General features: G+C 70.0%; 25 protein-coding genes and 1 rRNA gene. 10 read left to right on the forward strand and 16 right to left on the reverse strand.

Going from position 1 to position 25,677, the window contains the following annotated elements; genetic code table 11:
• The first annotated feature begins 8 nt into the window (after positions 1–8).
• Positions 9–125: ribosomal RNA gene (gene rrf / locus BG418_RS06865) — 5S ribosomal RNA — on the forward strand.
• Between the two features lie 82 nt (positions 126–207).
• Positions 208–771, forward strand: coding sequence for a GNAT family N-acetyltransferase (locus tag BG418_RS06870; protein WP_188272827.1), 564 nt, complete (start codon positions 208–210; stop codon positions 769–771).
• A 3-nt stretch (positions 772–774) separates the two neighbouring features.
• Here the strand turns inward: BG418_RS06870 and BG418_RS06875 are convergent, their stop codons facing one another.
• From BG418_RS06875 to BG418_RS06900, 6 genes are all read right to left on the reverse strand, one after another.
• Positions 775–2,352: a type VI secretion protein gene (locus BG418_RS06875; protein ID WP_188272828.1), complete on the reverse strand. Its 1,578-nt coding sequence runs from the start codon at positions 2,350–2,352 to the stop codon at positions 775–777.
• A gap of 103 nt (positions 2,353–2,455) precedes the next feature.
• A complete protein-coding gene (locus BG418_RS06880) occupies positions 2,456–3,883 on the reverse strand; it encodes an ATP-binding protein (protein WP_188272829.1) in 1,428 nt (475 codons plus the stop codon).
• A 25-nt stretch (positions 3,884–3,908) separates the two neighbouring features.
• Positions 3,909–5,459, reverse strand: a complete 1,551-nt coding sequence (locus tag BG418_RS06885; protein WP_188272830.1) for an SCO6880 family protein — start codon at positions 5,457–5,459, stop codon at positions 3,909–3,911.
• A complete protein-coding gene (locus BG418_RS06890; RefSeq protein WP_188272831.1) occupies positions 5,456–6,820 on the reverse strand; it encodes a hypothetical protein in 1,365 nt (454 codons plus the stop codon). Before BG418_RS06890 ends, BG418_RS06885 begins: the two co-directional genes overlap by 4 nt.
• Positions 6,810–7,673: a hypothetical protein gene (locus BG418_RS06895; RefSeq protein WP_188272832.1), complete on the reverse strand. Its 864-nt coding sequence runs from the start codon at positions 7,671–7,673 to the stop codon at positions 6,810–6,812. Before BG418_RS06895 ends, BG418_RS06890 begins: the two co-directional genes overlap by 11 nt.
• A gap of 234 nt (positions 7,674–7,907) precedes the next feature.
• Complete coding sequence (locus BG418_RS06900; protein WP_188272968.1) at positions 7,908–8,216, reverse strand: hypothetical protein; 309 nt, start codon at positions 8,214–8,216, stop codon at positions 7,908–7,910.
• A 387-nt stretch (positions 8,217–8,603) separates the two neighbouring features.
• Here BG418_RS06900 and BG418_RS06905 point away from each other — a divergent pair, with 387 nt between their 5' ends.
• On the forward strand, positions 8,604–9,335 hold the full coding sequence (locus tag BG418_RS06905) for a serine protease (protein WP_188272833.1): 732 nt from the start codon (positions 8,604–8,606) through the stop codon (positions 9,333–9,335).
• Here the strand turns inward: BG418_RS06905 and BG418_RS06910 are convergent.
• The 6 genes from BG418_RS06910 to BG418_RS06935 form a co-directional block, all read right to left on the reverse strand.
• Positions 9,305–9,847: a hypothetical protein gene (locus tag BG418_RS06910; RefSeq protein WP_188272834.1), complete on the reverse strand. Its 543-nt coding sequence runs from the start codon at positions 9,845–9,847 to the stop codon at positions 9,305–9,307. The genes BG418_RS06905 and BG418_RS06910 overlap by 31 nt on opposite strands.
• A gap of 95 nt (positions 9,848–9,942) precedes the next feature.
• Complete coding sequence (locus BG418_RS06915) at positions 9,943–11,811, reverse strand: alpha/beta hydrolase (RefSeq protein ID WP_188272835.1); 1,869 nt, start codon at positions 11,809–11,811, stop codon at positions 9,943–9,945.
• A 4-nt stretch (positions 11,812–11,815) separates the two neighbouring features.
• On the reverse strand, positions 11,816–12,241 hold the full coding sequence (locus BG418_RS06920; protein ID WP_188272836.1) for a hypothetical protein: 426 nt from the start codon (positions 12,239–12,241) through the stop codon (positions 11,816–11,818).
• A gap of 198 nt (positions 12,242–12,439) precedes the next feature.
• Positions 12,440–13,051, reverse strand: coding sequence for a hypothetical protein (locus tag BG418_RS06925; RefSeq protein WP_188272837.1), 612 nt, complete (start codon positions 13,049–13,051; stop codon positions 12,440–12,442).
• Positions 13,048–14,841: an alpha/beta hydrolase gene (locus tag BG418_RS40785; RefSeq protein ID WP_188272838.1), complete on the reverse strand. Its 1,794-nt coding sequence runs from the start codon at positions 14,839–14,841 to the stop codon at positions 13,048–13,050. Before BG418_RS40785 ends, BG418_RS06925 begins: the two co-directional genes overlap by 4 nt.
• Before the next feature lie 7 nt (positions 14,842–14,848).
• Positions 14,849–15,286 carry a hypothetical protein gene (locus tag BG418_RS06935; RefSeq protein WP_188272839.1) on the reverse strand — a complete coding sequence of 146 codons (438 nt, stop codon included), beginning with the start codon at positions 15,284–15,286 and terminating at the stop codon, positions 14,849–14,851.
• Between the two features lie 172 nt (positions 15,287–15,458).
• Here BG418_RS06935 and BG418_RS40435 point away from each other — a divergent pair, with 172 nt between their 5' ends.
• The 3 genes from BG418_RS40435 to BG418_RS06950 all read left to right on the forward strand — a co-directional run bounded on the left by BG418_RS40435 (position 15,459) and on the right by BG418_RS06950 (position 19,195).
• Entirely contained in the window at positions 15,459–17,168 is a 1,710-nt protein-coding gene (locus tag BG418_RS40435; RefSeq protein WP_188272840.1) for a serine/threonine-protein kinase, read from the forward strand.
• Between the two features lie 81 nt (positions 17,169–17,249).
• Complete coding sequence (locus tag BG418_RS06945; RefSeq protein ID WP_317453549.1) at positions 17,250–18,251, forward strand: bifunctional lytic transglycosylase/C40 family peptidase; 1,002 nt, start codon at positions 17,250–17,252, stop codon at positions 18,249–18,251.
• A gap of 209 nt (positions 18,252–18,460) precedes the next feature.
• Entirely contained in the window at positions 18,461–19,195 is a 735-nt protein-coding gene (locus BG418_RS06950) for a phosphatase PAP2 family protein (protein WP_188272842.1), read from the forward strand.
• Positions 19,196–19,215: 20 nt separating this feature from the next.
• On the opposite strand, the gene BG418_RS06955 is transcribed toward BG418_RS06950, so the two are convergent.
• Positions 19,216–20,769, reverse strand: a complete 1,554-nt coding sequence (locus tag BG418_RS06955) for an FAD-binding oxidoreductase (RefSeq protein WP_188272843.1) — start codon at positions 20,767–20,769, stop codon at positions 19,216–19,218.
• A 71-nt stretch (positions 20,770–20,840) separates the two neighbouring features.
• On the reverse strand, positions 20,841–20,996 hold the full coding sequence (locus BG418_RS06960; RefSeq protein WP_188272844.1) for a hypothetical protein: 156 nt from the start codon (positions 20,994–20,996) through the stop codon (positions 20,841–20,843).
• Between the two features lie 133 nt (positions 20,997–21,129).
• Between BG418_RS06960 and BG418_RS06965 the strand changes: the two genes are divergently transcribed.
• Together BG418_RS06965 and BG418_RS06970 are read left to right on the forward strand one after the other, a co-directional pair.
• Entirely contained in the window at positions 21,130–21,981 is an 852-nt protein-coding gene (locus tag BG418_RS06965; protein ID WP_188272845.1) for a hypothetical protein, read from the forward strand.
• Between the two features lie 163 nt (positions 21,982–22,144).
• Positions 22,145–22,318 carry a hypothetical protein gene (locus BG418_RS06970; protein ID WP_223184521.1) on the forward strand — a complete coding sequence of 58 codons (174 nt, stop codon included), beginning with the start codon at positions 22,145–22,147 and terminating at the stop codon, positions 22,316–22,318.
• A gap of 98 nt (positions 22,319–22,416) precedes the next feature.
• Here the strand turns inward: BG418_RS06970 and BG418_RS06975 are convergent, their stop codons facing one another.
• Entirely contained in the window at positions 22,417–22,755 is a 339-nt protein-coding gene (locus BG418_RS06975) for a metal-sensitive transcriptional regulator (protein ID WP_188272847.1), read from the reverse strand.
• 230 nt (positions 22,756–22,985) lie between these two features.
• Here BG418_RS06975 and BG418_RS06980 point away from each other — a divergent pair, with 230 nt between their 5' ends.
• On the forward strand, positions 22,986–23,606 hold the full coding sequence (locus BG418_RS06980) for a DUF47 domain-containing protein (protein WP_067155188.1): 621 nt from the start codon (positions 22,986–22,988) through the stop codon (positions 23,604–23,606).
• A gap of 5 nt (positions 23,607–23,611) precedes the next feature.
• Positions 23,612–24,610 (forward strand): inorganic phosphate transporter, encoded by a 999-nt coding sequence (locus BG418_RS06985; RefSeq protein WP_188272848.1) that lies wholly within the window; start codon positions 23,612–23,614, stop codon positions 24,608–24,610.
• A 272-nt stretch (positions 24,611–24,882) separates the two neighbouring features.
• On the opposite strand, the gene pstB is transcribed toward BG418_RS06985, so the two are convergent.
• On the reverse strand, positions 24,883–25,659 hold the full coding sequence (pstB, locus tag BG418_RS06990) for a phosphate ABC transporter ATP-binding protein PstB (protein WP_188272849.1): 777 nt from the start codon (positions 25,657–25,659) through the stop codon (positions 24,883–24,885).
• Positions 25,660–25,677 lie beyond the last annotated feature (18 nt).

Here is a 25,677-nt window from a genome sequence, read left to right on the forward strand (position 1 = left end):
CATAGTGTTTCGGTGGTCATAGCGTTAGGGAAACGCCCGGTTACATTCCGAACCCGGAAGCTAAGCCTTTCAGCGCCGATGGTACTGCAGGGGGGACCCTGTGGGAGAGTAGGACGCCGCCGAACAATCATTGCGGGAAGCCCCGCACCATGATCCGCAAGGATTAATGGTGCGGGGCTTTTCTGCGTTTCATGGCACTATCTCGCCATGGAACGCGTGATACGCCCCGTACGGGCAGACGAATGGCGCAAGGCCAAGGAGCTGCGGCTCGCCGCGCTCGCCGATCCCGCCGCACCCGTGGCCTTCCTGGAGACCACCGAGCAGGCGGTCGCCCAGCCCGACTCCTTCTGGGAAGAGCGCACCGCCGGGGCGACCGGCGACGGCGGTGCCTGCCAGTTCGTGGCCGAGGCCCCCGACGGCACCTGGGCCGGCACGGTCGTCGCCCTGATCGAGCGGGCCGGCGGCGAGGACTTCTTCGGGGACGCGATCGAGGCCGACCAGGCGCATCTGGTGGGCGTCTTCGTACGGCCCGAGCACCGCGGCATCGGCCTCACCGAGCGGCTTTTCCAGGCCGCCGTGGAGTGGGTCTGGTCCTTGGAGACGCCGAAGATCGGGCGCGTACGACTGTACGTACACACGGAGAACCCGCGGGCCGAGGGCTTCTACACGAAGTTCGGGTTCGTGCGGACGGGGAAGAGCGCGCCTGTGGCACCCGGCGAGTCGGCGTCGCACGATGTCGAGATGGAGATCGTCCGGCCGTCGGGGACGTAGGAGTCACGGCGTCAGCGTTTCCGTCCAGCGCGCCCTGGCCTGTTCGGCCGAGCGGAGCAGGACCAGGGTCGGGAGGCCGTGGTCCTCGCCGGTCGACAGGAGTTCGGGCAGGCGGGGGAGCGGCGCCACGGCCGCGACGTCGTCCAGGACCAGCGTCATTGGTGGGTCGAGCCGACCGTCGGATGACCGTTCGGCCATGCGGCGGCCGCGCTCGACCACGTCTGAGGCGAGGGCGGTCAAGAGGGGCATCGCGGCGGGACGCGACCGGGGATCCTCAATGGCTTCACCCACCACGTAAAGCGTGCCCCCTTCGGCCGCGAATGATTCCAGGGCCAGCGAATCGGCTCGATTCGGTGTGCAGGCCTCGCGGATGTGGATGGACGAGAGGGCGTCGAGCGCGCGGGAGGTCAACTGCTGGGCGATCTCCCGGCGTTCCGGGTGCGCGGTGAGCGCCGACTCCAGCAGGCCCGCGCTGCCGCTCATGGCCTTGGGATGCGTACGGAGTATGCGGACGGCCTCGTGGGCGCCCGTCCCCTGGGCCCAGCGGTGGACCTGCTTGACCGCCTTGCCGTCCCGGCTGTCCAGCGCGGCGGCGTGCAGCCAGCAGCGCAGCAGCGTCTCGGCGGTGTCGGCCATGGCGGTGTCGATACGGGCCTGCGGGCGTACGGGCGCGAGCAGCGCGGTCGCGCGGGCGAGTGCGATGTCCGCGTCCTCGCAGCCGCTGGTGGGCGACCAGTGGAGGCGGGCCGGGGTGTCGCAGAGGTGCCCCGGGTCGTACACATGGACCGGCCCGAGTTTCGCGCGCCCGTCCTTCGTCTCCGCCCACAGCGTGGGGTCGGAGGTGATGACGAGCGCGGGGCCCTCGGCGTCCTGGATGGCCTGGACGGCCGTGGGGCGCCGGGTGTCGGGGCCGCCGTAGACGACTCTGGGCGGGCGGGCCGTACGGGGTGACGGCAGGAGGCCGGGCTGGGGCGCGACCTCAGCGACCTCTGCGACCTCCGTGGGCGCAGTGTCAGCAGTACGCACCTGTCTCGCCGCGTCCGCCGCGCTGGGCCCCTGCGGTACGGGCTCCGGCTCCGGCTGCCACGCCTGGGCGGCCACCGGCGCGGCCTCCACCGGCCCCGCAGGATTCGGCCCCGCAGCCTGCTCAACGGGTCCCGCCTGCCCCACCGGCCCCGCGCGCCCCGCCACCGCATCCCCCGACAGCCGCGCCGCCGCCTTCGCCCGCCCCCGTACAGCCCGCCATCGCGACCACGTACCCAGGGCGAAGATAAACAGGACGAACAGCACCAGGAGTTGGCCGATGAGCAGGCCCCAGAAGAGGCCGTAGCCGGAGAGCTGGGCCTTGGGGGTGTCCGGCCAGGCGGCCGGGAGGTCGTGCGGGGCCTGGACCAGCTGGCGCAGGGCCTTCGGGGTGCGCGTGAACGTTACGCCGTCCGGCCAGGCGCCATGGCTGAACAGGCCCGCGAGGCCCGTCGACGACCAGACCAGGACGGTGAGGCCGAGCAGGAACGCGAGCAGCCCGATGAGGAGGGAATCGGGGATTCCGCGCTCCTCGCCGCGGGAACGGGACTCCGGCATGTCAGGCAACCTCCGGCAGGGCAGGGCAACTTGCGCAGGTCGGGCGAGTCAAATGAAACCGCGGGCGTCGGGCCACCTCAGTACAGCAGGCCGTCTCCGCACGTCAGGCCACCGTCGACTCCGACGGCGGTGATGTGCCGGACATCTGCTGCTCCCTCAGCGCCGCCCGGCGCTCGGTCTCCGTCTCCAGCCGGCTCTCCAGCTCATGGGCCAGGACGTCGTCGGTCGCCGCCGACTCCGTCATCGCCCGGTCGGTGAAGACGAGTGGTCGTTCGCGCTCGGTGATCAGGTGTTTGACCACTTGGACATTGCCGTTGACGTCCCAGACCGCGATGCCGGGGGTGAGCGTGGGGATGATCTCGACCGCCCAGCGCGGCAGGCCGAGGACCAGGCCCGTCGAGCGTGCCTCGTCCGCCTTCTGCGCGTAGATCGTCCTGGTGGAGGCCATCTTCAGGATCGCCGCCGCCTCCCGTGCCGCAGCGCCGTCCACGACGTCCGACAGATGGTGGACGACGGCGACGAACGACAGGCCGAGGCGTCGGCCGAACTTGAGCAGGCGCTGGAACAGCTGCGCCACGAACGGCGAGTTGATGATGTGCCACGCCTCCTCCACCAGGAAGATGCGCTTCTTGCGGTCCGGACGGATCCAGGTGTGCTCCAGCCAGACGCCCACGATCGCCATCAGGATCGGCATCGCGATCGAGTTGCGGTCGATGTGCGAAAGATCGAACACGATCAGCGGCGCGTCCAGATCGATCCCGATCGACGTCGGGCCGTCGAACATGCCCCGCAGGTCGCCGTCGACAAGCCGGTCGAGGACGAGGGCCACGTCCAGGCCCCAGGCCCGGACATCGTCTATGTCGACGTTCATGGCCTCGGCGGACTCGGCCTCCGGGTGACGCAGCTGCTCCACGATGTCGGTGAGGACGGGCTGGCGATCGGTGATGGTCTCGTTGACGTACGCGTGCGCCACCTTCAGCGCGAAGCCCGATCGTTCGTCCAGGCCGTGACCCATCGCCACTTCGATGATCGTACGAAGAAGCGCCAGCTGGCCGGTCGTGGTGATCGCCGGGTCCAGCGGGTTGAGTTTGATGCCGCCGTCGAGGGCGGCCATCGGGTCGAGCCGGATGGGCGTTATCCCCAGCTCGCGGGCGATGAGGTTCCACTCGCCGACGCCGTCCTCGCCCTGCGCGTCGAGCACGACGACCTGGCGGTCGCGGAACCGCAGCTGGCGCAGGACGTACGTCTTCTCCAGCGCCGACTTGCCGTTGCCGGACTCGCCAAGGACCAGCCAGTGCGGGGCCGGCAGCTGCTGTCCGTACAGCTGGAAGGGGTCGTAGATGTATCCCTTGCCGCTGTAGACCTCGCGGCCGATGATCACGCCCGAGTCGCCGAGGCCGGGGGCGGCCGTCGGCAGATAGACGGCCTGCGCCTGGCCGGTGGAGGTGCGGACGGGCAGCCGGGTCGTCTCCACCTTCCCGAAGAGGAAGGAGGTGAACGCGTTGGTGAGCGCGGAGAGCGGATCTCGCATGAGCAGGGCCCCAATCAGCTCTCGGCTAGCGGCGGATGCCGGTCGCGAACGGCAGGGTGTTGACGAAGGCCCGGTGGTGCTCGCGGTCGCACCACTCCAGCTTCAGATACGACTTGCCGGCCGAGGCGCGGATGGTGCGCTTGTCCCGCGCCAGCGCCTCGGGGGAGCGCGCCGACACGGTGATGTACCCGACGAGGTTGACGCCCGCCGCGCCGCTGGCGAGATCTTCACCCCGTTGGTCGAGACGGCCGTGGGCGGCGATGTCGCGAGGGTCGACGGTCCGGTTCATCTTGGCCGCGCGGGAGGCCTCGGCCTCGTCGTTGGTCTTCTCGGTGAGCATGCGCTCGATCGCCACTTCGGTCGGCTCCAGGTCCATGCAGACCGCCACCGTACGGATCACGTCCGGGGTGTGGACGAGCAGCGGGGCGAGGAAGTTGACGCCGACGGGGGTCATCGGCCACTCCTTCACCCAGGCCGTGGCGTGGCACCAGGGCGCGCGCGTGGAGGACTCGCGGGTCTTGGCCTGCAGGTACGTCGGCTCGACCGCGTCCAGCTCGGCGGGCCAGGCGTTGCGCTTGGTCATCGCCTGGATGTGGTCGATGGGGTGGTCCGGGTCGTACATGGAGTGGACGAGTGAGGCGAGGCGGCCCTGGCCGAGCGGCTGGCGTACGCGGATGTCGGCCTCGGCGAGGCGCGCGCAGATGTCGGTGAGCTCGCGGGCCATGACGACGGCGAGGCCCGCGTCCTTGTCGAGCTTGCGGCCGGGCTGCGGGCGGGCGGCGCGGGCCATGGCGTGGGCCTCGGCGGCCAGTTCGCGCGAGTACTGCATACAGGCCACCAGATACGCGCGGTGCTGCTCGCTGGAGGTGGACACCATGGACTGCAGCTGCTCGTAGGACTCCTGGAGCCAGTCGGGCGAGCCGTGGTCGCCGCGCTGGGCGACGTCCTTGGCGTGCGCGTCCGGGTCGGCGGGCAGGGTGCGGGCCAGCATCTGAAGGCGCGTCACAAAGCCGTCGCCGTTGGCGACATGCTTGAGCAGCGTGCCGAACCGGTCGACCAGCGCCTCCTGGTCCTCGCTGTCGCGCAGCCCGACGCCCGGGCCCTCGATCTCGATGGCGGCGGTCACCGTACGGCGGTCGGCGTGCAGCAGTACGGCGATCTCGTCGGGGCCGAAGGGCGCCGCGAGCCAGCTGATCCGCCCGATCCCCGGCGGCGGCCCGACCTCGACCTCACGCCCGTCGATCCCGACGCCCGCCTCCATGGCGCCGGAGCGATAGGTGGTCCCGCGCCGCAGCGACCGCTTATAACTGCGGTTGATTTCAAACCACTTGTAGAAGGTGCGGTGCTTGTACGGGAGGTACACCGCGGCGAGCGCCAGCATGGGGAAGCCCATGAGCAGCATGATCCGCAGGGACAGGACGGGGACCAGCAGTCCGGACATCATGCCGAGGAACGCGCCGCCGATGATCAGCGCGATCTCGCCGGTCTCGCGGTTCTTGCCGACGATCGCCGACGGCCTGGCCCGGCCGATCAGATACGTGCGGCGGGGCGAGACCGGATGGGACTGGGTCGTCAACGCCCTCCACCTCCTGTGCTGTTGTTGCCTTTGTTGCCGGTGTTGCGGCTGCTGTGCGGGGTGCCGCTGGTGGGACCGGAGCCGTTACGGGGCGAGGGTGCGGCGGAGGGGACAGATCCGCCGCCGCCACCGCCGCCGGAGGTGCTCCGGCTGCTGTGGGCGGCCACACCGCCGGACATCGGGTTGGCGGGCCGGGCCTGGGCGTTGTTCTGGTTGCCCCGGCTGCTGTGCGTCTTGATGCCCTGCGAGACGAGGGCCGCCGGGGAGGAGATCACGGCGGCGGCCGACGCGCCGCTGGTGGCCTGCTTGCGGTTGCTGCGGGCGGCGGCGATCTCGTCGCCGAAGCCGGGGACGAAGCGGTAGATCATCGCGGAGGCGAAGATGGCCAGCAGGATGATGGCGAGCCCGGAGACGACGGCCTGGAACGAATCGGGCCCCTTTCCGGCGGACAGCGCCCCCGCCAGGCTCAGCACGATCACGATGATGGGTTTCACCATGATGATCGCGATCATGATCCCGGCCCAGCGCCGGACATGGCCCCACATGTTCTTGTCGACGAGCCCCGAGTACACGACGACGCCCAGCAGCGCGCCCACGTACAGCAGGAGCGCGCGGATGTAGAGCTCAAGGAAGAGCACGCCGGCCGCGACGATGGTGACCAGTGAGACCACGATCAGCATGATCGGCCCGCCGCCGATGTCCGTGCCCTTCTTCAGCGCGGCCGAGAACGACCCGAAGAACACGTCCGTCTGATCGCCGGTGCCGGACGCGATGACGTCGGTGACGGCGTCGGTGGCGTTGACCACGGTGTACAGGATCAGCGGGGTGAAGGCGGACGCCAGCACGGTCAGCCACAGGAACCCGACGGCCTCGGAGATCGCGGTCGTCAGCGGCACCCCCCGGATGGCCCGCTTGGCCACGGCCAGCAGCCACAGGACGAGGGTCAGGATCGTGGCGGCGGCGAACACGACGGCGTAGCGGCCGAGGAAGGCGGGGTTGGTGAAGTCCACCTTCGCGGCGGTCTTCACGAACTTGGAGAGCGTGTCGACGACCCAGACGGCGGCGTCGGCGCAGCCCTTGGAGAGGGAGGTGAGGGGGTCTGCGGGGTCGCCGGGGCCGACGGTGCCCGGCGGCGCCTTGACGTTGCTGTTGCCGGACTCGCAGTAGTCCTTGGCGGGGCCGCGGATGAGGTCGCACGCGTTGCCGCCGCCGTTGGAGTTGCTGGGCCCGGGGCTCGGAGTGGGGCTCGGGGTCGGGCTCGGAGCCGCGTACACGTACGTGGCGGCCAGCACGGCGGTGGTCTGCACCGCCGCCAGCGCCGTGGCGAACGAGAGGGCACGGCGGGGCCGCTTACCGGGCATAGGTGAACCCTCCGTACTGCTCGACGGCGTCGGCCATGTCCTTGGCGGTCGCTGCGGCCTGGTCGCGGCCCACGGGCGCCGGGCCGTCCTTCTGGGTGAAGTCGGTGACCTTCCAGTCGCCGCCGACCCACTTCAGCTGGAACGTGTTGGTGTACCAGCCCTCGGAAACCGGGTTCTTGGAGCCCTCACCGGCCAGCCCGAACAGCGCCGAGTACCAGACCGACACGCTCGCCGTGTCGTTGGCGAACTTCTCCACCTTGGCGCCGACCGGGTTGAAGCGGGAGATGAACGTCTGCCCGGCGGGTGCGCTCCCGTCCGGCTTCAGGCCGATCCGGGTCAGGAACTCCGCGCCGGAGTACGCCTTGTCGAGGTCGCCCTGACGTGCGGCGGCCACGTCCGGCGCGTACACGGTGTTCACGATGGCGTGTCGCCGGGCCGTGTTGTACATGCCGTCGGAGCCGAGCGCCACGACATAGTTGGCCGCCGCCGACTGCGCCCCCTGTTCCGTCTGGGGGAAGCCCGAGGCGATGCCGCCGGTCTTGCCCTCGACCGGCTTCGTGCCGGTCGCCGACGTCGGCTGGGCGCCCGACTGCTTGGGGTCGCCGGAGGAGCCGCCCGAGCCGCCGTCGCCTCTGTTGGCGAAGGCGATCGCGGCGACCAGGAGGGCCACCACGCCGACCACCGTGATCAGCGACCGCGAGGCGCGCACGGGGCGCCGCGCGCCGCCGTAGACGTCGGCGCCCTCGCCCTCGGGCAGCCGGGTGCGCGTCTGGCGCGTACCGCCGACGGTGCTGTACGGATCGTTGTACGGGTCCTCGGTACGCCTGGAGTCGTGCTCGTCGCCGACGCTCATGCCGCGTACTCCCCCTCGCCCCTTCGCTGTGCCGCTCGCTGCCCCGTCGTGTAGTACGACTTCGTGTAGTACGACGGTAGCCGTGCTGGTTCCCGCGCGGGCGCGGTGTGGTGACTCGACATCAGGGAGACGCAACCTCTGCCGGTGGGCACGACGGACGGATGGTGGTTGAGGGGGGCCTGGGCGGGCCCGTGGGGACGAACGCGGCGGGGTGGGTGGTGACCTGATGCCAGGTCAGACGGCCATCCCGTACACGATGGTGAAGAGTGTGCCGAGCGAGCCGATGATGAAGACCCCGGTCAGTCCGGCGACGATCAGGCCCTTGCCCTGCTCCGCGCTGAACGTGTCGCGCAGCGCCGTCGCGCCGATCCGCTGTTTGGCCGCGCCCCAGACGGCGATGCCGAGGCACAGCAGAATGGCCACCGCCATCACGACCTCGACCATCACACGGGCCTCTTGGCCCAGGCTCCCGAACGGCCCCCAGTTGGGAGCGATTCCGCCGATGATGGTGTTGATGTCGCCCTTTTCGGCTGCCAGGTACACGTAACTCACCGCCCCTGTCGGGTAGTTCGATACCCCTGCCCCACGGCATGGGTCAGGCTCTATCTTCGCTGATGAAACCGCCCGGGTATGTCGACTTGGCGGCGGTCTTTACTCGAAACCGCACAGCTGTACCGGTCGCACCGCCCTGACCTGCGGTGGACCGGTTCTCTACGGATTCGCGTATGGTCACTCTGTGTATCACGCAGGGTGACTCCGGGCAATGACTGTCGTTGGTGCACTCTGGGGCTGTTGGCCTGAGAGCGGGCGGAGTGGGGGGTGTGGCGCGCTCTCTGGGGCCCCGGGGGCACGCCGGGGCGCGGCACTTTACAGAGACTTCTCAGAAAAGTTCCATGGATGTTCTCAGTTCCGCGCGAGAGTGTCTGACCTATGAGACACGTCTCCCAGCTGCGCGCTCTGTCCGCGGTGGCCGTGCTTCTGGTCATCCCGACGTACGGGTACCGGGCCGCGACCGGCGGCACGACGGTGCCCGCGCCCGCGACGGCCGCCACCGCGCGCGTGGGCGCGCTCTTCGCGGGCGGGCTGGACGGCGACCACTTCTGTACGGCGTCGGTGGTGCACAGCCAGGGCCGCGACCTCATCGTCACGGCCGCGCACTGCCTGGACGACCAGGACGACGCGGTGTTCGTGCCCGGCTACCGGGACGGGCAGGCGCCGTACGGGACCTGGCCGGTCAAGGCGAAGTTCATGGACGACGCGTGGCAGGAGGACGGCAGCGAGGACGACGACGTGGCCTTCGCGGTCCTGGGCGCGGGGTCGCTGACGGGCGCTCAGGTGGAGGACGTGGTGGGCGGCGCGCCCCTGACCACTGCCGGCTCGACGGGCGCGGCGGTGACGGTCACCGGCTACCCCAGCGACGCGGAAACCCCCCAGATGTGCACCAACCACGCCACGGCGTACGGCGACACCCAGCAGCGCATCGAGTGCCCCGACTACTCCGGCGGTACCAGCGGCAGCCCGTGGGTGACGGCGACGGGCGCGGTGGAGGGCGTCATAGGCGGCTACGAACAGGGCGGCGACGACCCCGACGTGTCGTACAGCGTGGTCTTCGGCAAGACGACGGCGGCGCTCTATCGGTTGGCGGAGGGGAGGGTGCCCTGAGGGGTGGGGGCGCCGGGGGTGTTGGCGGACCAGAAGTCGTCGTGGATGTAGGGGCGGGGGAGAGGCTTGCCGCCCTCGTAGGCGGGGGTGTTGGTGTCGACGTTGGACGGGGTGGTGGGCTCTTGGACGGGGGAGTCGGCGAAGCAGGGGGTAGTGATGCCGAACTTGAACTGTCCTTCGCCGCCCACCGCGACCTCCATGCGGAAGTTGTCCGGGGTTGAGGCGTAAACAGCAGGGAGCGTCGCGTCGGAGTCGATGCTGGTGATCTTGAATCCACGCGCCTTCCAATTGCGCTCGACCACGCCGAGCAGGCTGCCGCGACGTTCCGGAGACACGATGGTCATGATCATGACGCCGCGAGCGACTGAGCCCGCGCCGGTAGCGGCGTTCTTCCAGTCCGGACAGCCGCTGTCGTCCGATGCCTCATGGACCCACCGGAGCCCGGGGGTGATGCCAGCAAGTGTTTCCTGGAGGATTGCGTCGGCCTTCTCGGCCGCCTGCTGCATGTTCACCTTTGAGTTGCTCCGTTCGGCGGGCCGGGAGGTGGCCAGACCGCAGCTGGTAGTGGCCAGAAGCGCAAGTGCGATGCTGACGCGAGGGAGGGGCTTCACCGGGGCTCCTGGGTTCCGATCCGCTGTGCGTTGCCCGAGACGATCTTGGCTATGTTCCGGGCGGATTCCGGGTCCTTGTTCGGGTCGAAGTAGTGCGAGTGGGCGCTGACGTCGGGGGATGGAAGCTCCAGGCCCTTGAGCTTGCCCCCGTCGATGAGCGGCGGGCCGTCCCCCGTCGCGAAGCGCTTGGCGCCGAACTCGTGGCTCGCCGGGTCGGTGCCGAAGTAGAGCTGGTCGGGACCGCCGTCCATGGCCTCCTTGAGCTTGTCTGCCAGGTAGCCGCCTATTAGGGGTCGTTCGAGTTGGGTGATGAGCGAGCTGCCGCTCACTTCGCCCTTGCTCGGCAACTGGGTCACGATGTCGTTCTTGGCGGCGCCCACATAGACGTGGTCCCGGCCGACCCCCAGGTCGTCGGCGGTCTTCGCCTCGGTGCCGGGGCTGCCCACCAGGATGATGTCGTCGGCGCCGGGGATGCCACCGTGCTGCTGTGCGGCGAGGCCGACAGTGAGGGAGCCGTAGGAGTGGCCGATGGCGGTGATGTGCCGATCGCCCGGCTCGTGCGTGGTGGAGATTCCCGCCATGAACTGGTTGTACGCGGACGCGCCGACCTTGGCGTCGTGATCGCCCATGACTTCGAAGTTCTCGGCCATCTTGTTGATCTCAAGGAATTTCACGGCGTCGAACTGCGGGGCGTCGTAGCCGAGCCAGACGATCGAAGCACTTGAAGGGTCGTAGAACCCCGCCCCCTTGGCGGTCGCGCGGGCACGATCGATGTCGTTGCGAGCGAATGACTCGTCCAGTGACGTGCTGAACCCCGGAACGTAAGCCGATACGTTCTTCGACGTGTCCGGATTGCCGAAGGCCACGATGGCCCGGCCGTTGCCCTGGTCGCCGATGCCGAGCAGGTACATCGGCGGGACACCCGGGGCCGGCACGGCCCGCAACTGCTCGTCGATGGAGCGCAGCCCGGCCAGTTTCGCCTGCGCCGCACCGTCGTCCACCCCCGACAACTTCCCGATCAGCAACTCCAGATTGTCCCGGTTGGCCTTGTCCCGGGCGACGGCCGGGATGCCGTCGAGGTTGCCGATGATGTCAGGACACAGCGCGAGGTACTCGTCGCGCTGGGACGGGGACAGGTGGGTCCACCAGTCGTGGCGTTCGGCCGGGGTGCCACTCGTCGGGATGGTCTTCTTCAGGCGATCGCCGGAGATCTGGCGCACCGCGGCCAGGTCCGCCGCCGCGTCCTTCCATGTCGCGTCGGTGACGTCCAGGCCCGGCTCGGCCTTGAGCTTGTTCAGGGCCGAGCTGAAGTGCTCGTCGGCCTGACGGGCCGCCGTGAGGACGCGCCGGATGCGGTCGGCGATGTCCTGGGCCTTGGCGCGGTTCGGGTTGGGGTCGGCCAGGCCGGGGTGGGGCGTGTTCAGGGTGGGCGGGCGGGACAGGATCGGGGTGTCGGCCGTGACGCTGCCGCCGGGGTTCGGCTGGTTCGTGACCACGTTCTGGCCACCCGCCGGATAGCTCACCGAGCCGTCCGCCGCGACCGTGAAGCCGAGGCTCGCCGCGTCGTCGAGGGCGTCCTTCAACTGGCCCTGGAAGCCGATCAGTTCGTACACGAGGGAGTTGACCGTCGTACGGACCAGGCCGCATTCGGTGTGGATGTAGTCGTAGTTGCGGTCCAGGCGCCGTAGGCGGTCGATGGCGGCCGGTGCCGCCATGCCCTTCTGTGTGGCCTCCAGACCGTGGATCATTTCGCCGCTGATCCGGGTCCGGGCCGCGTCGGCCTGGGTGCTGACGGCGCCCCAGCCGTCGGCGGCGTCGAGGAGTTCGGCGCACTTGAGGTCGTGCAGCTGCTGCCAGGTGAGCACCCCGTCACCGGCCCTTGCCGGCCGGCGCGGAGTACTGCGCCAGCGCCGACTTCACACCCGCGTCCACCTCACCCTGCGCGAACGCCGTCCGGCGCAGGATCGGCTCCACGGACCCGCACTCGGTGTGGACGGCCGTCAGCCGCGTCTCCCACGACGTCAGTACGGACTTGAGCGCGGCCATGCTGGCAAGACCGGCCGTGCCCGCCTCGGCGCCGGTGTGGGCCGTGGCCAGGGTGCCCTTCACCTTGGCGGTGTCCGTCTGGAGGCTGTGGGCGGTGCCCGCCGCGTCGGACCAGGGCTTGGCGCTGTGCTTCAGCTCGCCGCTGCCGCTGCCGCTCCCCGGCCCCGCCGAAGCCAGCGACATGGCCTTGGGCTGCCCCGCCTGGTCCAGCAACCGCTGCCAGCTCTGCGCGTACACGTACTCCCCCACCGGTCCCGTGCGGCCCCTCCGCCGCCCCGAAACGACGCTAAAGGGGCGGGTGGGGGCGTGCGCAAGCGCAGGCAGGGGCGCGGTGGAAAAAAGGGCCGCCGCGCATAACACCCAGGTCAGGGTGTGCGCAAGAGTGTTCGCGCTCAGGCGTCCACGTGCGCGCCGCCAACTTCCGTGGCGCGGCGTCTGAGTGCGACCTCAGTACTCGCCGTCCAGGTCCGTCCCCTGCGGCGCGCGGAAGTACGCCGAGACCACGGTGACCAGGATCAGCGGCTTCTTGCCTGCGGTCGGCTTGTCCCAGAGCTCGACCAGGACCGTGAAACGGTCCTCCGCGGTCGAATCGGCGTACAGCTCCTGGGTGTTGGCCTTGGTGCCGTTCGGGCCGGACTTGGTGATCTTCCAGCCGTTGCCGGGCATCCGGTCCTTGAGCCGCTGGTAGCCCGCCTGGAGTTCGCTCACCGGTACGTCGTAGAGCGACCAGGGGTGACGGACCTGGTACAGGTGGTCGGGGTCCTTGGTACTGCGCGTGATGCCCGGGCCCGGCCTGGTGGTCTGGGCGTTCTTGATCGCCAGCAGGTCGTAGATCTGGCTGGAAAGGCGCTTGGTCTTCGCCCGCGCCTCGTCGACGGCCAAGGTGGTCGGCGTGTAGCCGAGGCCGCCCGGGTCGCTTCCGTTGCTGTCGCTGTCCATCGAGCATCCCGTCGTGAGAGTGGCGAGGGCGAGTGCGCCGGCCAGCGCCGTGAGCACGCGCCGGCGGTGGCGCGGCGGTACCTGCCGGGGGCGGCGCGCTGGGGTCGTCGTGCTGGTCAATCCGCTTCCTTCACCTGGTCGTACTGCCCGGCGACGACGGCGGCCTGGTTGTGCAGGCTCACGCTGCCGGAGTCCCAGTAACCGCTGTGGCCGCTGGTGTCGGTCTGCATCCGGTGGGCGCCGAACGCCTCGTCGGAGGGCACGTACTGGATGTAGCCGGCGTTGAACGGGATGCCGTGCCACTTCTCGATGCCCCATTTGTAGCCGCCCAGTCCCGCGACCTTGCCGCCGGCCGGAACGAGGTCGTCGCCCGTGGCCTCGGACCACACGTGCTTCTTGCCGACGTCGAGATCGCCCGCGTCACCCGCCAGCATGCCGGGGCTGCCCGCCACGACGATGTCGTCGGCCGCCAGTTCGCCCCGGTTCGAGGCGTCGCCGACGACCGTCGAGCCGTAGCTGTGGCCGATGACCGTGGTGTGGCTCTTGTCGGCGCCGCCCTGGGTGGTCTGGAGGCCGTCGAGGAACTGGTTGAGCTTGGGCGAGCCGTCGTGGGCCCAGCTCTTCTCCATCGCCTCGGGGACGATGCTCTGCGGGGCGTCGTAACCGATCCAGGTGATGGTGGAGACGGACTGGCCCGGCGCCATGCCCTGGCTCTCGCGCCAGACGCTGGTCATACGGTTGATGTCGCCGCTCGCGCCTTCGAGCTTGCTCTTGGTGCCCGGCACGTACACGGCGGTGTGCTGAGCTGTGTCCGGGTTGCCGTTGGCGACGATCGCGTGGCCGTTGCCCTGCGTGTCGAAGCCGAGGAGGTACGCCTCCGGCAGCCCCTCCACGCCGGTGTCCGCGAACCGTTTCTCGATCGCGTTGATGCCCTTCAGCTGGGCGGTCAGCCGGCTGCCGCCCGCGTTGTCCCAGGCGGTCCAGCCGGGGTTGACGACGCTGACCGGGTAGCTGCCGTTGGGGTTGGCGATCTGCTTCTGGGGCTCGGGGCCGAGCTTGTTCAGGTCGAGCTGGACCTGGGCGTGCGTCTCGGCGAGCACCATCCGGTTGGCGTCGTCGCGCACCGGTGACGGCAGGCCGTCGAGGGCGCCAACCCGCTCGGGGAAGAGCGTCGTGTACTCGTCCCGCTCCTCCTGGCTGAGATGGTCCCACCACTTCTTGTTCTCCGCCGGAGACTTCCCCTTCGGTATCCCCGACTCCGGCAGGAACTTCGCGTTCTTCTGCAGATCCTTGGTGTCCGCCGCCGCGTCCACCAGCATCTCGTCGGTGACCGCGAGGCCCGCCGGGGACTTGAGGCGGCGCAGGACGCCCGCGTAGCGGCCGTCGATCTCGGCCGCGTCGCGGACCGCGCCGGAGATGCGCGCGGCGATGTCGTCGGCCTTGGCCTTGTTCGGGTCCGTGCCGCCGCCCTCGCTCTTGCCGGGGAGCAGGAACGGGGACGGTGTGCTCGGCTTCGCGACGCCCGGGCCGGGGGCGTACGGGACCGTCACAGTGACCGGGTACTTGACCGACCCGTCCGCCTCGACCGTGAACTTCAGGTTCTCCGCGTCCTCCAGCGCCTGCTGGAGCTTCTTCTGCGGGGCGGCGAGCTCGGTGGCGAGGCCGTCGAGCGCGGTACGGATCAGGCCGCACTCGGTGTGCAGATACTGGTAGTTGCGGCTCAGGCGCGCGATGTCGGCGACCGCGCCCTCGGCGGTCTTGCTCTGCTGCGTCTCGTGGAGCCGCGCGTGCATCTCGTTGTCGACGCGGTCCTTGGCGGCGTTGGCACGGCTGCTGACCTTGCCCCAGCCGCCCGCGGCCTCGGTGAACTCGGAGAGCTTGACGTCCCTCAGCTGCTGCCAGGTGGGCACTTCCGGGTCACCGCCCCTCGGTCTTCGGCGCCGGGACGGCGGCCTTCACGTCATTGCCGACCTGTACGTCCGTCTCGCCGAAGTCCTTGCCGACGCTCTTGAGGACGCCGCCCAGGCGCCCGCACTCGTCGCGCACCGAGCCGAGCCGGTCCTTCCAGGACGTACGGATCTCTTCGAGCGCGGCCGTGGCGCCGAAGCCCTCGGTGCCCTTGGTGACGCCCTCGGAGGCGGCGTCGAGGTCGGCGAGCGCGCCCGCCGTGCCGGTCCGCAGCTCGCCCGCGACCCCGCCCGCGGAGGACCAGGGGGACTTGCTGAACTGGATGTCAGGAGCACCGGAGCCGCCTGCGGACGCGAGCCGCATACGACCGTCGGACGCGGTGCCGGACCCGTCCGCCCCTCCCGGAGCGCCCGCGAAGAGCTCGTCCCACTGTGCGCTTCGTGACATGCGCTTGGTCCCCCGTTGGCTATCCCTTTACCTGTGGGGGTGAATGTAGCAACGGCCCTGGCAGGAGTGGAATGGCCGGTTCCTTTCGTTGCGAGATCACCAAACGCCGCAAGTGATCACAAGTGGGTCAACGGATGTGAGGGAAGCGGCAGTTGCGTGGCAGAGTCGTCCGGTGGACGCGCTCAAGGCCCAGGATCCGGCACACATAGGTACGTACGCCCTGCTCGCCCGGCTGGGCGCGGGCGGAATGGGCATGGTCTACCTCGGGCGCTCGCCCGGCGGACGGCTCGTCGCGCTCAAGGTGATCAAGGACGAGATCGTCGACCACCCCGAGGCGCTGGCGCGATTTCGCCGGGAGGCGGAGACGGTCCGGGCGGTGCGCAGCGCGTACACCGCGAACCTGATCGACGCGTCGCTGGCCGCGCCGCCGTACTGGCTCGCCACCGAGTACGTCTCCGGTCCGACGTTGAGCCGTGCCGTCGCCGACCGGGGCCCCTTCCCGCCGGATACCTGCCGTCGCCTGTTCGCGGCGCTCGCGGAAGGTCTCGCGAGCGTGCACGCGTACGGGGTGACGCATCGCGATCTCAAGCCGCAGAACGTCATCCTGGCGCCGCAGGGCCCCCAGCTCATCGACTTCGGCATCGCGCGCGGCGCCGCCGACACGGCCCTGACCCAGACCGGCGTCGCCCCCGGCACCCCCGGCTTCACGGCCCCCGAAGTCCTCGTCCGCAACGAGGTCGGCGACCCGGCGGACGTGTTCGCCCTGGGCGCGACGATCGCGTACGCGGCGACGGGGCGGGCGCCGTTCGGGGCCGGATCGGTGGAGGGCGTGTCGTACCGGGCCGTCCACGAGCCCATCGACGTGAGCGGCGTCGAGCCGGAGCTGGCCGCGCTGATCCTGGCCTGCGCGGCCAAGGACCCGGCCGAACGCCCGACTCCGGCGGAGGTCATCGTGCGCTGCGCGGTGACGTCGGCGCTGGTCGAGGACCCGTACTACCAGGCGCTCACGACGGGCCTGGCCGAGGCGGCTCCGCACGACCTGCCCACCGCGATGGCCGCGGGCCTGGTCCCGGCGGGCCACGGCGCCCCCACGATGCCTCCGGGCTACATCCCCACCCTGGCCCCCCAACTCCCCACCCACCCCCTCCGCCCCCGCTCCCGCCGCACCCCCTGGATGGTGACGATCGCGGTGGCGGCGGTGCTCGGCGTGGTGGCGGCGGTGTCGTTGCGGATGCTGCCGGGTGGGAAGGGGGACGGCGGCGGGGGGCAGGCCCAGGGGGCGACGAAGTCGCCGGTGGCCGGTGGTGTGCAGTCGCCCGGGCCGATGGGGAACGCCACGCCGGCCGGCACGGACACCAAGCCGGTAGGGCCGCCGCAGTACATCGAGCAGACGGCGCCCTCGCTCGACGGCTATTCGGCGCTGTCCGATCGCTGCCGCCTGCCCATGCAGGAACAGGTGGACTCGCAGTTCCAGTTCTCGGTCACGACCGGCGACATGTATCCCACGGACGACGTGCCGCCGGGGAAGGTGCAGATCGGCTACCGGCTCAAGTACGACGAGCCGGGCGCGCCCCCGTACTACATCGCCATCACTGTGAAGCCGCCCCACGAGGTCGACGCCGACGGGAACCCCACGTCCGGGACGGCACCCAACCGCCAGCTCGGCTTCGTGAGCAAGGCGGCCGACCTCTATGCGGGCAACCAGACGGAGTGGAAGTACCTGACGTACCCCGACGACTTCAGCTACCGGGTCGGCGGGAAGGTGCTGCCCGCCCTGCCGATCTCCCGGGACACGGAGACCGAATGGACCGTCGTCTACCAGCATGTGAAGGGGCCGAAGGACTACAAGAGCGTCGTCTGCAGCGGTTTCAACGCCAAATGAGACGCCACCGACATGGCTGACGAGAAACAGGCGGTGAACCGGGCCCCGATGGGGGAGGGTTGACGGGTGCGCAAATACTGGGTGGCAGGCGGGATCGGGGTCGGGATGAGCCTGGCGTTCCTCGCGCTGCTCGTCATCGGCACCTACTCGGCGGCGGCCGGTCTTGCCGGTGGCCTCGGTGGTCGCGGGCAGTCGGTCGGGCTCGCCAAGGGGGCGGTCCCGGCCAAGTACCAGCCGATCGTGCAGAAGTGGGGCAACCTCTGCCCGGCGGTCAACCCGGCGCTGCTCGCCGCCCAGCTCTACTCGGAGAGCGGCTGGAACCCGACGATCGTCAGCCCCGCCAACGCCCAGGGCATCGCCCAGTTCATCCCCGGCACCTGGGACGCGCACGGAATCGACGGCAACGGGGACGGGAAGCGGGACGTGTGGGACCCGGAGGACGCCATCCCCTCGGCCGCCTCGTACGACTGCGAACTCGCCAAGTACGTCAAGAACGTGCCGGGTGATCAGAGCAGCAACATGCTGGCCGCCTACAACGCGGGCGCGTATGCGGTGATCAAGTACAACGGGGTGCCGCCGTACCCCGAGACCCAGGGCTACGTGAAATCCATCCGCACCCTGGAGAAGAGCTTCGCCGCCCCCACCTCCCGCGTCGCCCCCTCCCAGCAGGCCGCAGGCGCCATCTACTACGCGCAGCAGAAGCTGGGGACGCCCTACCTCTGGGGTGGGGAGGGGACGCCGGAGCAGGGTGGGCGGTTCGACTGTTCGGGGCTGGCCCAGGCCGCCTACCAGAGCGTCGGGATCGAGCTGCCGCGCGTCGCCAACGACCAGTACAACGCCGGCTCGCACCCCTCCCGCAACGAACTGCTCCCCGGCGACCTCGTCTTCTTCTCCACCGATCTGTCCAACTCCCGCGCCATCCACCACGTCGGCCTGTACGTCGGTGGCGGGTACATGATCAACGCCCCGTACACCGGCGCCGTCATCCGCTTCGACAAGATCGACGCGCCCGACTACTTCGGTGCGACCCGGGTCACCAAGGACGGCGCGGCGGCGCTTCCGACGTTCAAGCCGGCGGCGTGACCGGCGGTACGCGATGGCCGGAAGTCGTCGCAACACTCCGTCAGGCCATGGCCCTGAGCTGCGACGATGAGTCACTCTTCGATAACGTCGTAGTGATCATTCCGTGGAGAGTGGAACGCACGGGCCCCGGAGGCCGTTCAGTGGACAGTGACGGCAGGAGTACTGACCACGGGGGTTGGTAGCGACACGCACAGGCAAGGGGCCGTGGCATGGCTGAACTCGCGATGGACGGGGCGAACCCGGACGTCAGCCTGCTCTACGACATCAACGGACTGGCCAAGTCCGCGCCGACGTGGTTCGACCGCGTCATGGAGTTCGTCGGCGAGTACGGAATCCTGCTCGCGCTCGTCCTCGTCGTGCTCTGGTGCTGGTGGAGCCTGCGCCGCCGGGAGGACCGGGAGAGCGCGATGAGCGCGGTCGCGGCCCTCGTCTGGGCGCCGCTCGCCGCCGGGATCGCGCTGCTCGTCAACATCCCCATCAGGGGATTCGTGGAACGGCCGAGGCCCTTCGTCGACCACAAGGGCCTCGACGTCCTGGTGGACGGCAAGACCGACTACTCGTTCGTGAGCGACCACGCCACGCTGGCGATGGCGATCGGGGCCGGACTCTTCGTCGCGCACCGCAAGTTCGGCGCCGTCGCGATCGCTCTCGCGCTCGCCGAGGGCTTCTGCCGGGTCTACATGGGCGTGCACTATCCGACCGACGTGGTCGGCGGCTTCGCGCTCGGCACCGCCGTCGCCCTTCTGCTCGCGCCGCTCGCATTGCTGCTGCTCACCCCGCTGGTGTCGCGGATCGCACGCTCGCCCCGGCTCGGCCGTCTCGTACGGTCGCGGCGCGCGGGCACGGCGTCGCTGCGGCTGGCCGTGGACCTCCCCGAGCCCCGCGCGGGCAAGGGAAGCGGGGCCTCCGGCGCCGGTCCCGGCGAGAACGACCTGGCGGCGTAAGGGAGTTCGCCCCTCGTGGGTCACAGGGCCTGCGGGAAGTCGAAGAGGCGACCCGGGTCGTACTGGTGCTTGAGGCGTACGAGTCGGGGCGCGGCGGCTCCGTAGTACGCGGTGCGCCAGTCCGTCAGCTGCGGGTCGGTGTAGTTCTGGTAGGCGGCCCCGGAGGCGTACCGGCTCAGCGCGTCATGGGTGGAATCCAGCCACGCTCGTTGGGCGGTTCCGGGGGTGCCCGGGCGCCAGGACGCGGTGTACTGCGCGAGCACGCGCGAGCGGCGGTGCACGAACGCCGTCGCGTCCGGCGCCACCCGGTTGAGCGCGCCGCCGAGCGCGGTGAGATCGATGTTCCCGCCCCCGCCACCCTGCGCCGCCGTGACGCTCGCGAACGCCTCGGCCCGGGCGAGCAGCGCCCGTACGCCGTCGGCCGGGAGCGCGCGGTCGAAGAAGGCGGACCGGGCGGCGTACGTCTCGCGCTGGAGCGCGCCCTGCGGGGTGCGGCCGGGGACGCTGCCCGCGAGATGGCACTGGGCTTCGGAGAGCGTGCTGCACCCGGCGTATCCGAGCATCGCGTCGGTGTAGCCGTGTCGGCGCAGCGACACGGTCGCGGCGGGGGCGCCCGCGCGGTCGGCGAGGCGGTCGACGGCGTTCTGGAGATCGCCGTACGAGCCGAGCGAGAACGCGGCGACGTTGACGGTCGGGGCGGCACGGGAGCCCGCCGTGCTCGCGCCCGCCGCGAGATGGCAGGCGGACCAGATCTCGTCGGGCTGGTCCGGCCCCCACTCCTGCCACGCCGCGACGACGGTCTGCGCCTTCGACCACGGCCAGGTCAGATACGCGGTGACGGACTGCGGGGCGTCGTGCGTACGGAAGGTGAGCTCGGTGACCACCCCGAAGTTGCCGTTGCCCGCGCCGCGCAGGGCCCAGAAGAGGTCGGGGTCGTGGTCGGCGTCGGCCGTGACCTTCTTGCCGTCGGCGGTGATGAGGGTGGCGCCGGTGAGGCTGTCGCACGTCGCCCCGTACGCGCGCGTGGCGACGCCGTGCCCGCCGCCGAGGGTGAGCCCGGAGATCCCGACGGTGGGGCAGGAGCCGCCGGGGATGGTGCGCCCCGCCTTTCCCAGCCCGAGATAGACATCGAGCAGCCGGGCGCCCGCGCCGATGGTGGCGGTTGTCGCATCCGTACGGATCCGGGCGAGCTTCGACACGTCGATGACGAGACGTCCGTTGCCGGACGACCAACCGGCGTACGAATGGCCGCCGTTGCGGATGGCGACGGGGACGCGGTGCGTGCGGGCGAACGCCAGGCACTCCTGGATGTCCCCGTCACCCGCCACGTAGGCGACGGCGGCGGGCGCGAGGCTGTCGAACCGGGTGTTGTAGAGCTGCCGCGCGGTGGGGTACGCGGCGTCTCCCGGCCGCACGAACAGCCCACTCAGCCCGCGCCCGAGGGCGGCCCAGTCGACGGCGGCCGAACTGGTCCTGCCGGTGGGAGTGGCCGTGGGCGGAGTACGCGTGGCCGCAGGCCCACACCCGGCCACGCCCAGCCCGACCCCGGCGACGAGCAAAGAACGCCGATGCATGGGCCAACGCCTTCCCGACCAGGGCCCGCTCAAACGGAGTGGCGTACACCGCACCCCCAGGGGCGCGGGGTCTAGCCCGACGACTCGTGCGCGGACGCGTCGACCCGGGCCTTGTCGCGGGAGCGGCGCGCAGGGCCGACCCACCCACACGTACAGCGGGCGTGCGCGAAGCTCCCGCGCTCGGTCGTCGTGGTCCGGTGCTCGGAGTCCGAGGCTTGCTGGGGCACAGAGCAACGGTACCCAGGGCGACCCGCGGCCGGGCCCCCGGGCCGGGGCCGGGCGTGACCGGGGCGGGGACGCGGTCGTTATGCGAGACGGGTGGTGCGTCGGATGTGGATGGCGTTTGGGGGTTGAGCGACGATGACGGTACGGCGGCAAAGGCGTGGGGGAGCGGGGTTCGCCGGTGCCGTCGTGGCCGGGGTGATGGCTGCCGGAATGCTGGTGACCGGGTGCGGCGAGGGCGGATCCGGTGGCGCCGGGGGCTCCGACGGGCGGACCGCCGACCCGGGCCAGGTGGTGGCGGGCGCGGTCGACGGGCTGGTGGCCGCCCATAGCTCCAAGGCGAGCACCTCCATGGAGATGGCGTCGGGCGGTACGAGGGTGACCATCCGGGGCGAGGGGGTGTACGACTTCACGCACCGCATGGGCCAGTTGAAGGTGGTGCTGCCCAAGGACGCGGCGGGCGCGGAGGAGCATCTGCCGATCACCGAACTGCTCGCGCCGGGCGCGCTGTACATGAAGAACCGGGGCGCGGGCGTGCCCGCCGACAAATGGGTCCGGGTCGACACGGCGACGCTGCCCGACGGCAATCTGGTCACCGGCGGCGTCACCGACCCGATGGTCGCCGCCGAACTCCTGCGCGGCGCCGGGGGCGTGACGTATGCGGGCGAGGAGAACCTGGCGGGCGTCCGGGTGCGGCACTACCGGGGCGTCGCCGACATTCCCCGGGCGGCGAGCGCGGCCGGACCCCACGCGCGCGACTCGCTGGCCGCCGCGGCGAAAGGGTTCGGCAGACAGAAGGGCGCGGTGCCGTTCGACGCGTACTTCGACGCGCAGGGGCTGTTGCGCAAGCTGCGGCAGCAGTTCAGTTACGTCAACCAGGGGCGTACGGTCGCGGTCGCTTCGACCACGCTGCTGTACGGGTTCGGGGTGCCTGCGGCCGTACGGCTGCCGGCGGACCGGGACATCTACGCGGGGAAGATCGAGTCGTGATCGGGTCGTAGGGGGCCGGATGCGGGGGAGTCGGCGGTGGCGTCCCGGAATCCGGTCATGGACGGTGGCGTAAATGGTCCGTCCGTGCCATGCGCGGGCTGTGTCCCTCTTCCTACTCTAGGAAGTCGACGACGGCAGAAAGAGGGGTAGAGGGGTGAGGTGCGTGGCCGGGCTCCGCAGCGCAACCGTCCAGGACCACGTGGCCCTCGTCGAGATCGAGCTGTGCGGTGAGTTGATGATCGCGGCGGCGGGGGCGGACGAGGATCGGCTCAGTCCCGACCGGATCGACGAGGTGCTCAACGTCGAGCCGGAGCGGCGTGTGGTGCCGGGGGACTGATTCCGGCCAACCCCGTCCGGCCGGTTGCCGTTCCCGGGCCCGCCCGACGGGATTCGGCCATGTGGCCGGGGCGCACGCATGCAGCGGCGCCCCCGATGTCACGTGCGCAGCAAGCGCGCGATGGCCTTTGTCGCCTCCTCCACCTTCGCGTCGATCTCGCCGCCCCCCTTCACCGCCGCGTCCGCGACGCAGTGGCGGAGGTGTTCTTCCAGGAGCTGGAGGGCGAAGGACTGGAGGGCCTTGGTGGAGGCGGAGACCTGGGTGAGTATGTCGATGCAGTAGACGTCCTCGTCCACCAGGCGCTGGAGCCCGCGGATCTGGCCCTCGATGCGGCGCAGCCGCTTGAGGTGCTCGTCCTTCTGCTTGTGGTAGCCGTGTACCGCGTGCGGCTGGTCCGTGAGGACGGTGTCCGGCTCGGCGGGCTCGGTGGTCGTCATCGCGTCCTCCCGTGGTGCGAAGAGGGGGTGGATACCCCTCGTGGGTATAGGGTAACGAATCCCGCGAAAGCGGGCCCGGTGGTGGCCCGGGGACCGGGCCTGGGGACGGGCCGGGGGCCCGTGCTGATCACTCTGCCTGATGGGCGACACTGAAGTACGCCGGTTAGCCGTGGCCGGATGATGCGCCTAGCATCAGCCTGACCGAATCCAGAGCACCCCGAGGACCCCACGTGCGCTTTCGTCTGACCCCCAGGGAGACGAGCTTCTACGACATGTTCTCCGCATCCGCGGACAACATCGTCACGGGCTCGAAGCTCCTGATGGAACTGCTCGGAGCGGATTCCGCGTCCCGGGCCGAGATCGCGGAGCGCATGCGGGCAGCGGAGCACGCGGGGGACGATGCCACCCACGCGATCTTCCACCAGCTGAACTCCTCCTTCATCACGCCGTTCGACCGCGAGGACATCTACAACCTCGCGTCGTGCCTCGACGACATCATGGACTTCATGGAGGAGGCCGTCGACCTCGTCGTCCTCTACAACGTCGAGGAGCTGCCCAAGGGTGTCGAGCAGCAGATCGAGGTCCTGGCCCGGGCGGCCGAGCTGACCGCCGAGGCCATGCCGAACCTGCGGACGATGTCGAACCTCACCGAGTACTGGATCGAGGTCAACCGGCTGGAGAACCAGGCCGACCAGATCCACCGCAAGCTGCTCGCCCATCTCTTCAACGGCAAGTACGACGCCATTGAGGTGCTCAAGCTCAAGCAGATCGTGGACGTACTCGAAGAGGCCGCCGACGCCTTCGAGCACGTGGCGAACACGGTGGAGACCATCGCCGTCAAGGAGTCCTGACCTCCGTGGACACCTTTGCACTGGTCGTGACCATCGCGGTCGCGCTCGGATTCACGTACACGAACGGCTTCCACGACTCCGCCAACGCCATCGCGACCTCCGTCTCGACGCGGGCGCTGACCCCGCGCGCGGCGCTGGCGATGGCGGCGGTGATGAACCTGGCCGGCGCCTTCCTCGGCCAGGGGGTCGCGCACACCGTCAGCAAGGGCCTGATCGAGACGCCGACCGGCGACAAGGGGATGGGCATCCTCTTCGCCGCGCTGCTCGGCGCGATCGTCTGGAACCTCGTCACCTGGTACTTCGGTCTTCCCTCGTCCTCCTCGCACGCGCTGTTCGGCGGCATGGTGGGCGCGGCGCTCGCGGGTGGCACGGAGGTCATCTGGTCGGGTGTGCTGGAGAAGATCGTCATCCCGATGTTTCTGTCACCGATCGTCGGTCTCATCGCCGGTTATCTGGTGATGTGCTCGATCATGTGGCTCTTCCGCAACGCCAACCCGCACAAGGCCAAGCGCGGCTTCCGTATCGCGCAGACCGTCTCGGCGGCGGGCATGGCGCTCGGCCACGGCCTCCAGGACGCCCAGAAGACGATGGGCATCGTGGTGATGGCCCTGGTCATCGGCGATGTGCAGGGGGCCGACGCGCCGATTCCGGTGTGGGTGAAGATCTCCTGTGCGGTGATGCTCTCGCTGGGTACGTACGCGGGTGGCTGGCGGATCATGCGGACCCTCGGGCGCAAGATCATCGAGCTGGATCCGCCGCAGGGGTTTGCCGCGGAGACCACTGGCGCGTCGATCATGTTCCTTACGGCGTTCCTGTTCAAGGCGCCGATCTCGACGACGCATGTGATCACGTCCGCGATCATGGGTGTGGGTGCGACGAAGCGGGTCAACGCCGTGCGTTGGGGCGTTGCGAAGAACATCATTCTCGGGTGGTTCATCACGATGCCGGCCGCGGCGTTGGTGGCTGCCGGTAGCTATTACGTGGTGCGGATCTTTTTCGGCTGATCCGCGGGGGCGTGCTTGGGGCTCGGGGCTTTGCCCCGGGCCCCTTTTGTTTTCGTCTGTGGGCCGGTGGGGGCTTGTCGCGCAGTTCCCCGCGCCCCTGAAAAACGTCGGTCGTCCGCGGGCGGGTGGGGGCTTGTCGCGCAGTTCCCCGCGCCCCTTAGGTGGCCCCGGACCTAAAGGCACATGTAAAACGGGCCCGCCCCCTGACACCAGGGGGCGGGCCCTTCGTCTTGCGGTGGCACCGCCATGCAGCACCGCAGACGGCTGGGGGTCTATCCGAAGCGGCCGGAGATGTAGTCCTCGGTCGCCTGGACGGACGGGTTGGAGAAGATCCGCGCGGTCTCGTCGATCTCGACCAGGCGGCCGGGCTGGCCGACGGCCGCCAGGTTGAAGAAGGCCGTACGGTCCGAGACGCGCGCCGCCTGCTGCATGTTGTGCGTCACGATGACGATCGTGAAGCGCTCCTTAAGCTCGCCGATCAGGTCCTCGATCGCGAGGGTGGAGATCGGGTCCAGGGCCGAGCACGGCTCGTCCATCAGGAGGACGTCCGGCTCCACCGCGATCGCTCGCGCGATGCACAGACGCTGCTGCTGGCCGCCGGACAGGCCCGAGCCGGGCTTGTTGAGGCGGTCCTTGACCTCGTTCCAGAGGTTCGCGCCCTTGAGGGACTTCTCGACGACGTCCGCCAGCTGGTTCTTCTTGTACGAACCGTTCAGGCGCAGGCCGGCCGCCACGTTGTCGAAGATCGACATGGTCGGGAACGGGTTCGGGCGCTGGAAGACCATGCCGACCGTACGGCGCACGGCGACCGGGTCGACGTCCTTGCCGTACAGGTTCTCGTCGTCCAGGAGCACCTTGCCCTCGACGCGGCCACCGGGGGTGACCTCGTGCATCCGGTTCAGGGTGCGCAGGAACGTGGACTTGCCGCAGCCGGACGGGCCGATGAAGGCGGTCACGGAGCGGGGCTCCACGGTCATCGAGATGTCCTCGATCGCCTTGTGGGCGCCGTAGTACGCGGTCAGGCCGCTGACGTCGATTCGCTTGGCCATCTGAATCACTGCTTCTTT

The sequence above is a fragment of the Streptomyces sp. CBMA152 genome (assembly GCF_014596475.1).
In the GTDB taxonomy this organism is placed as follows: Bacteria; Actinomycetota; Actinomycetes; order Streptomycetales; family Streptomycetaceae; genus Streptomyces.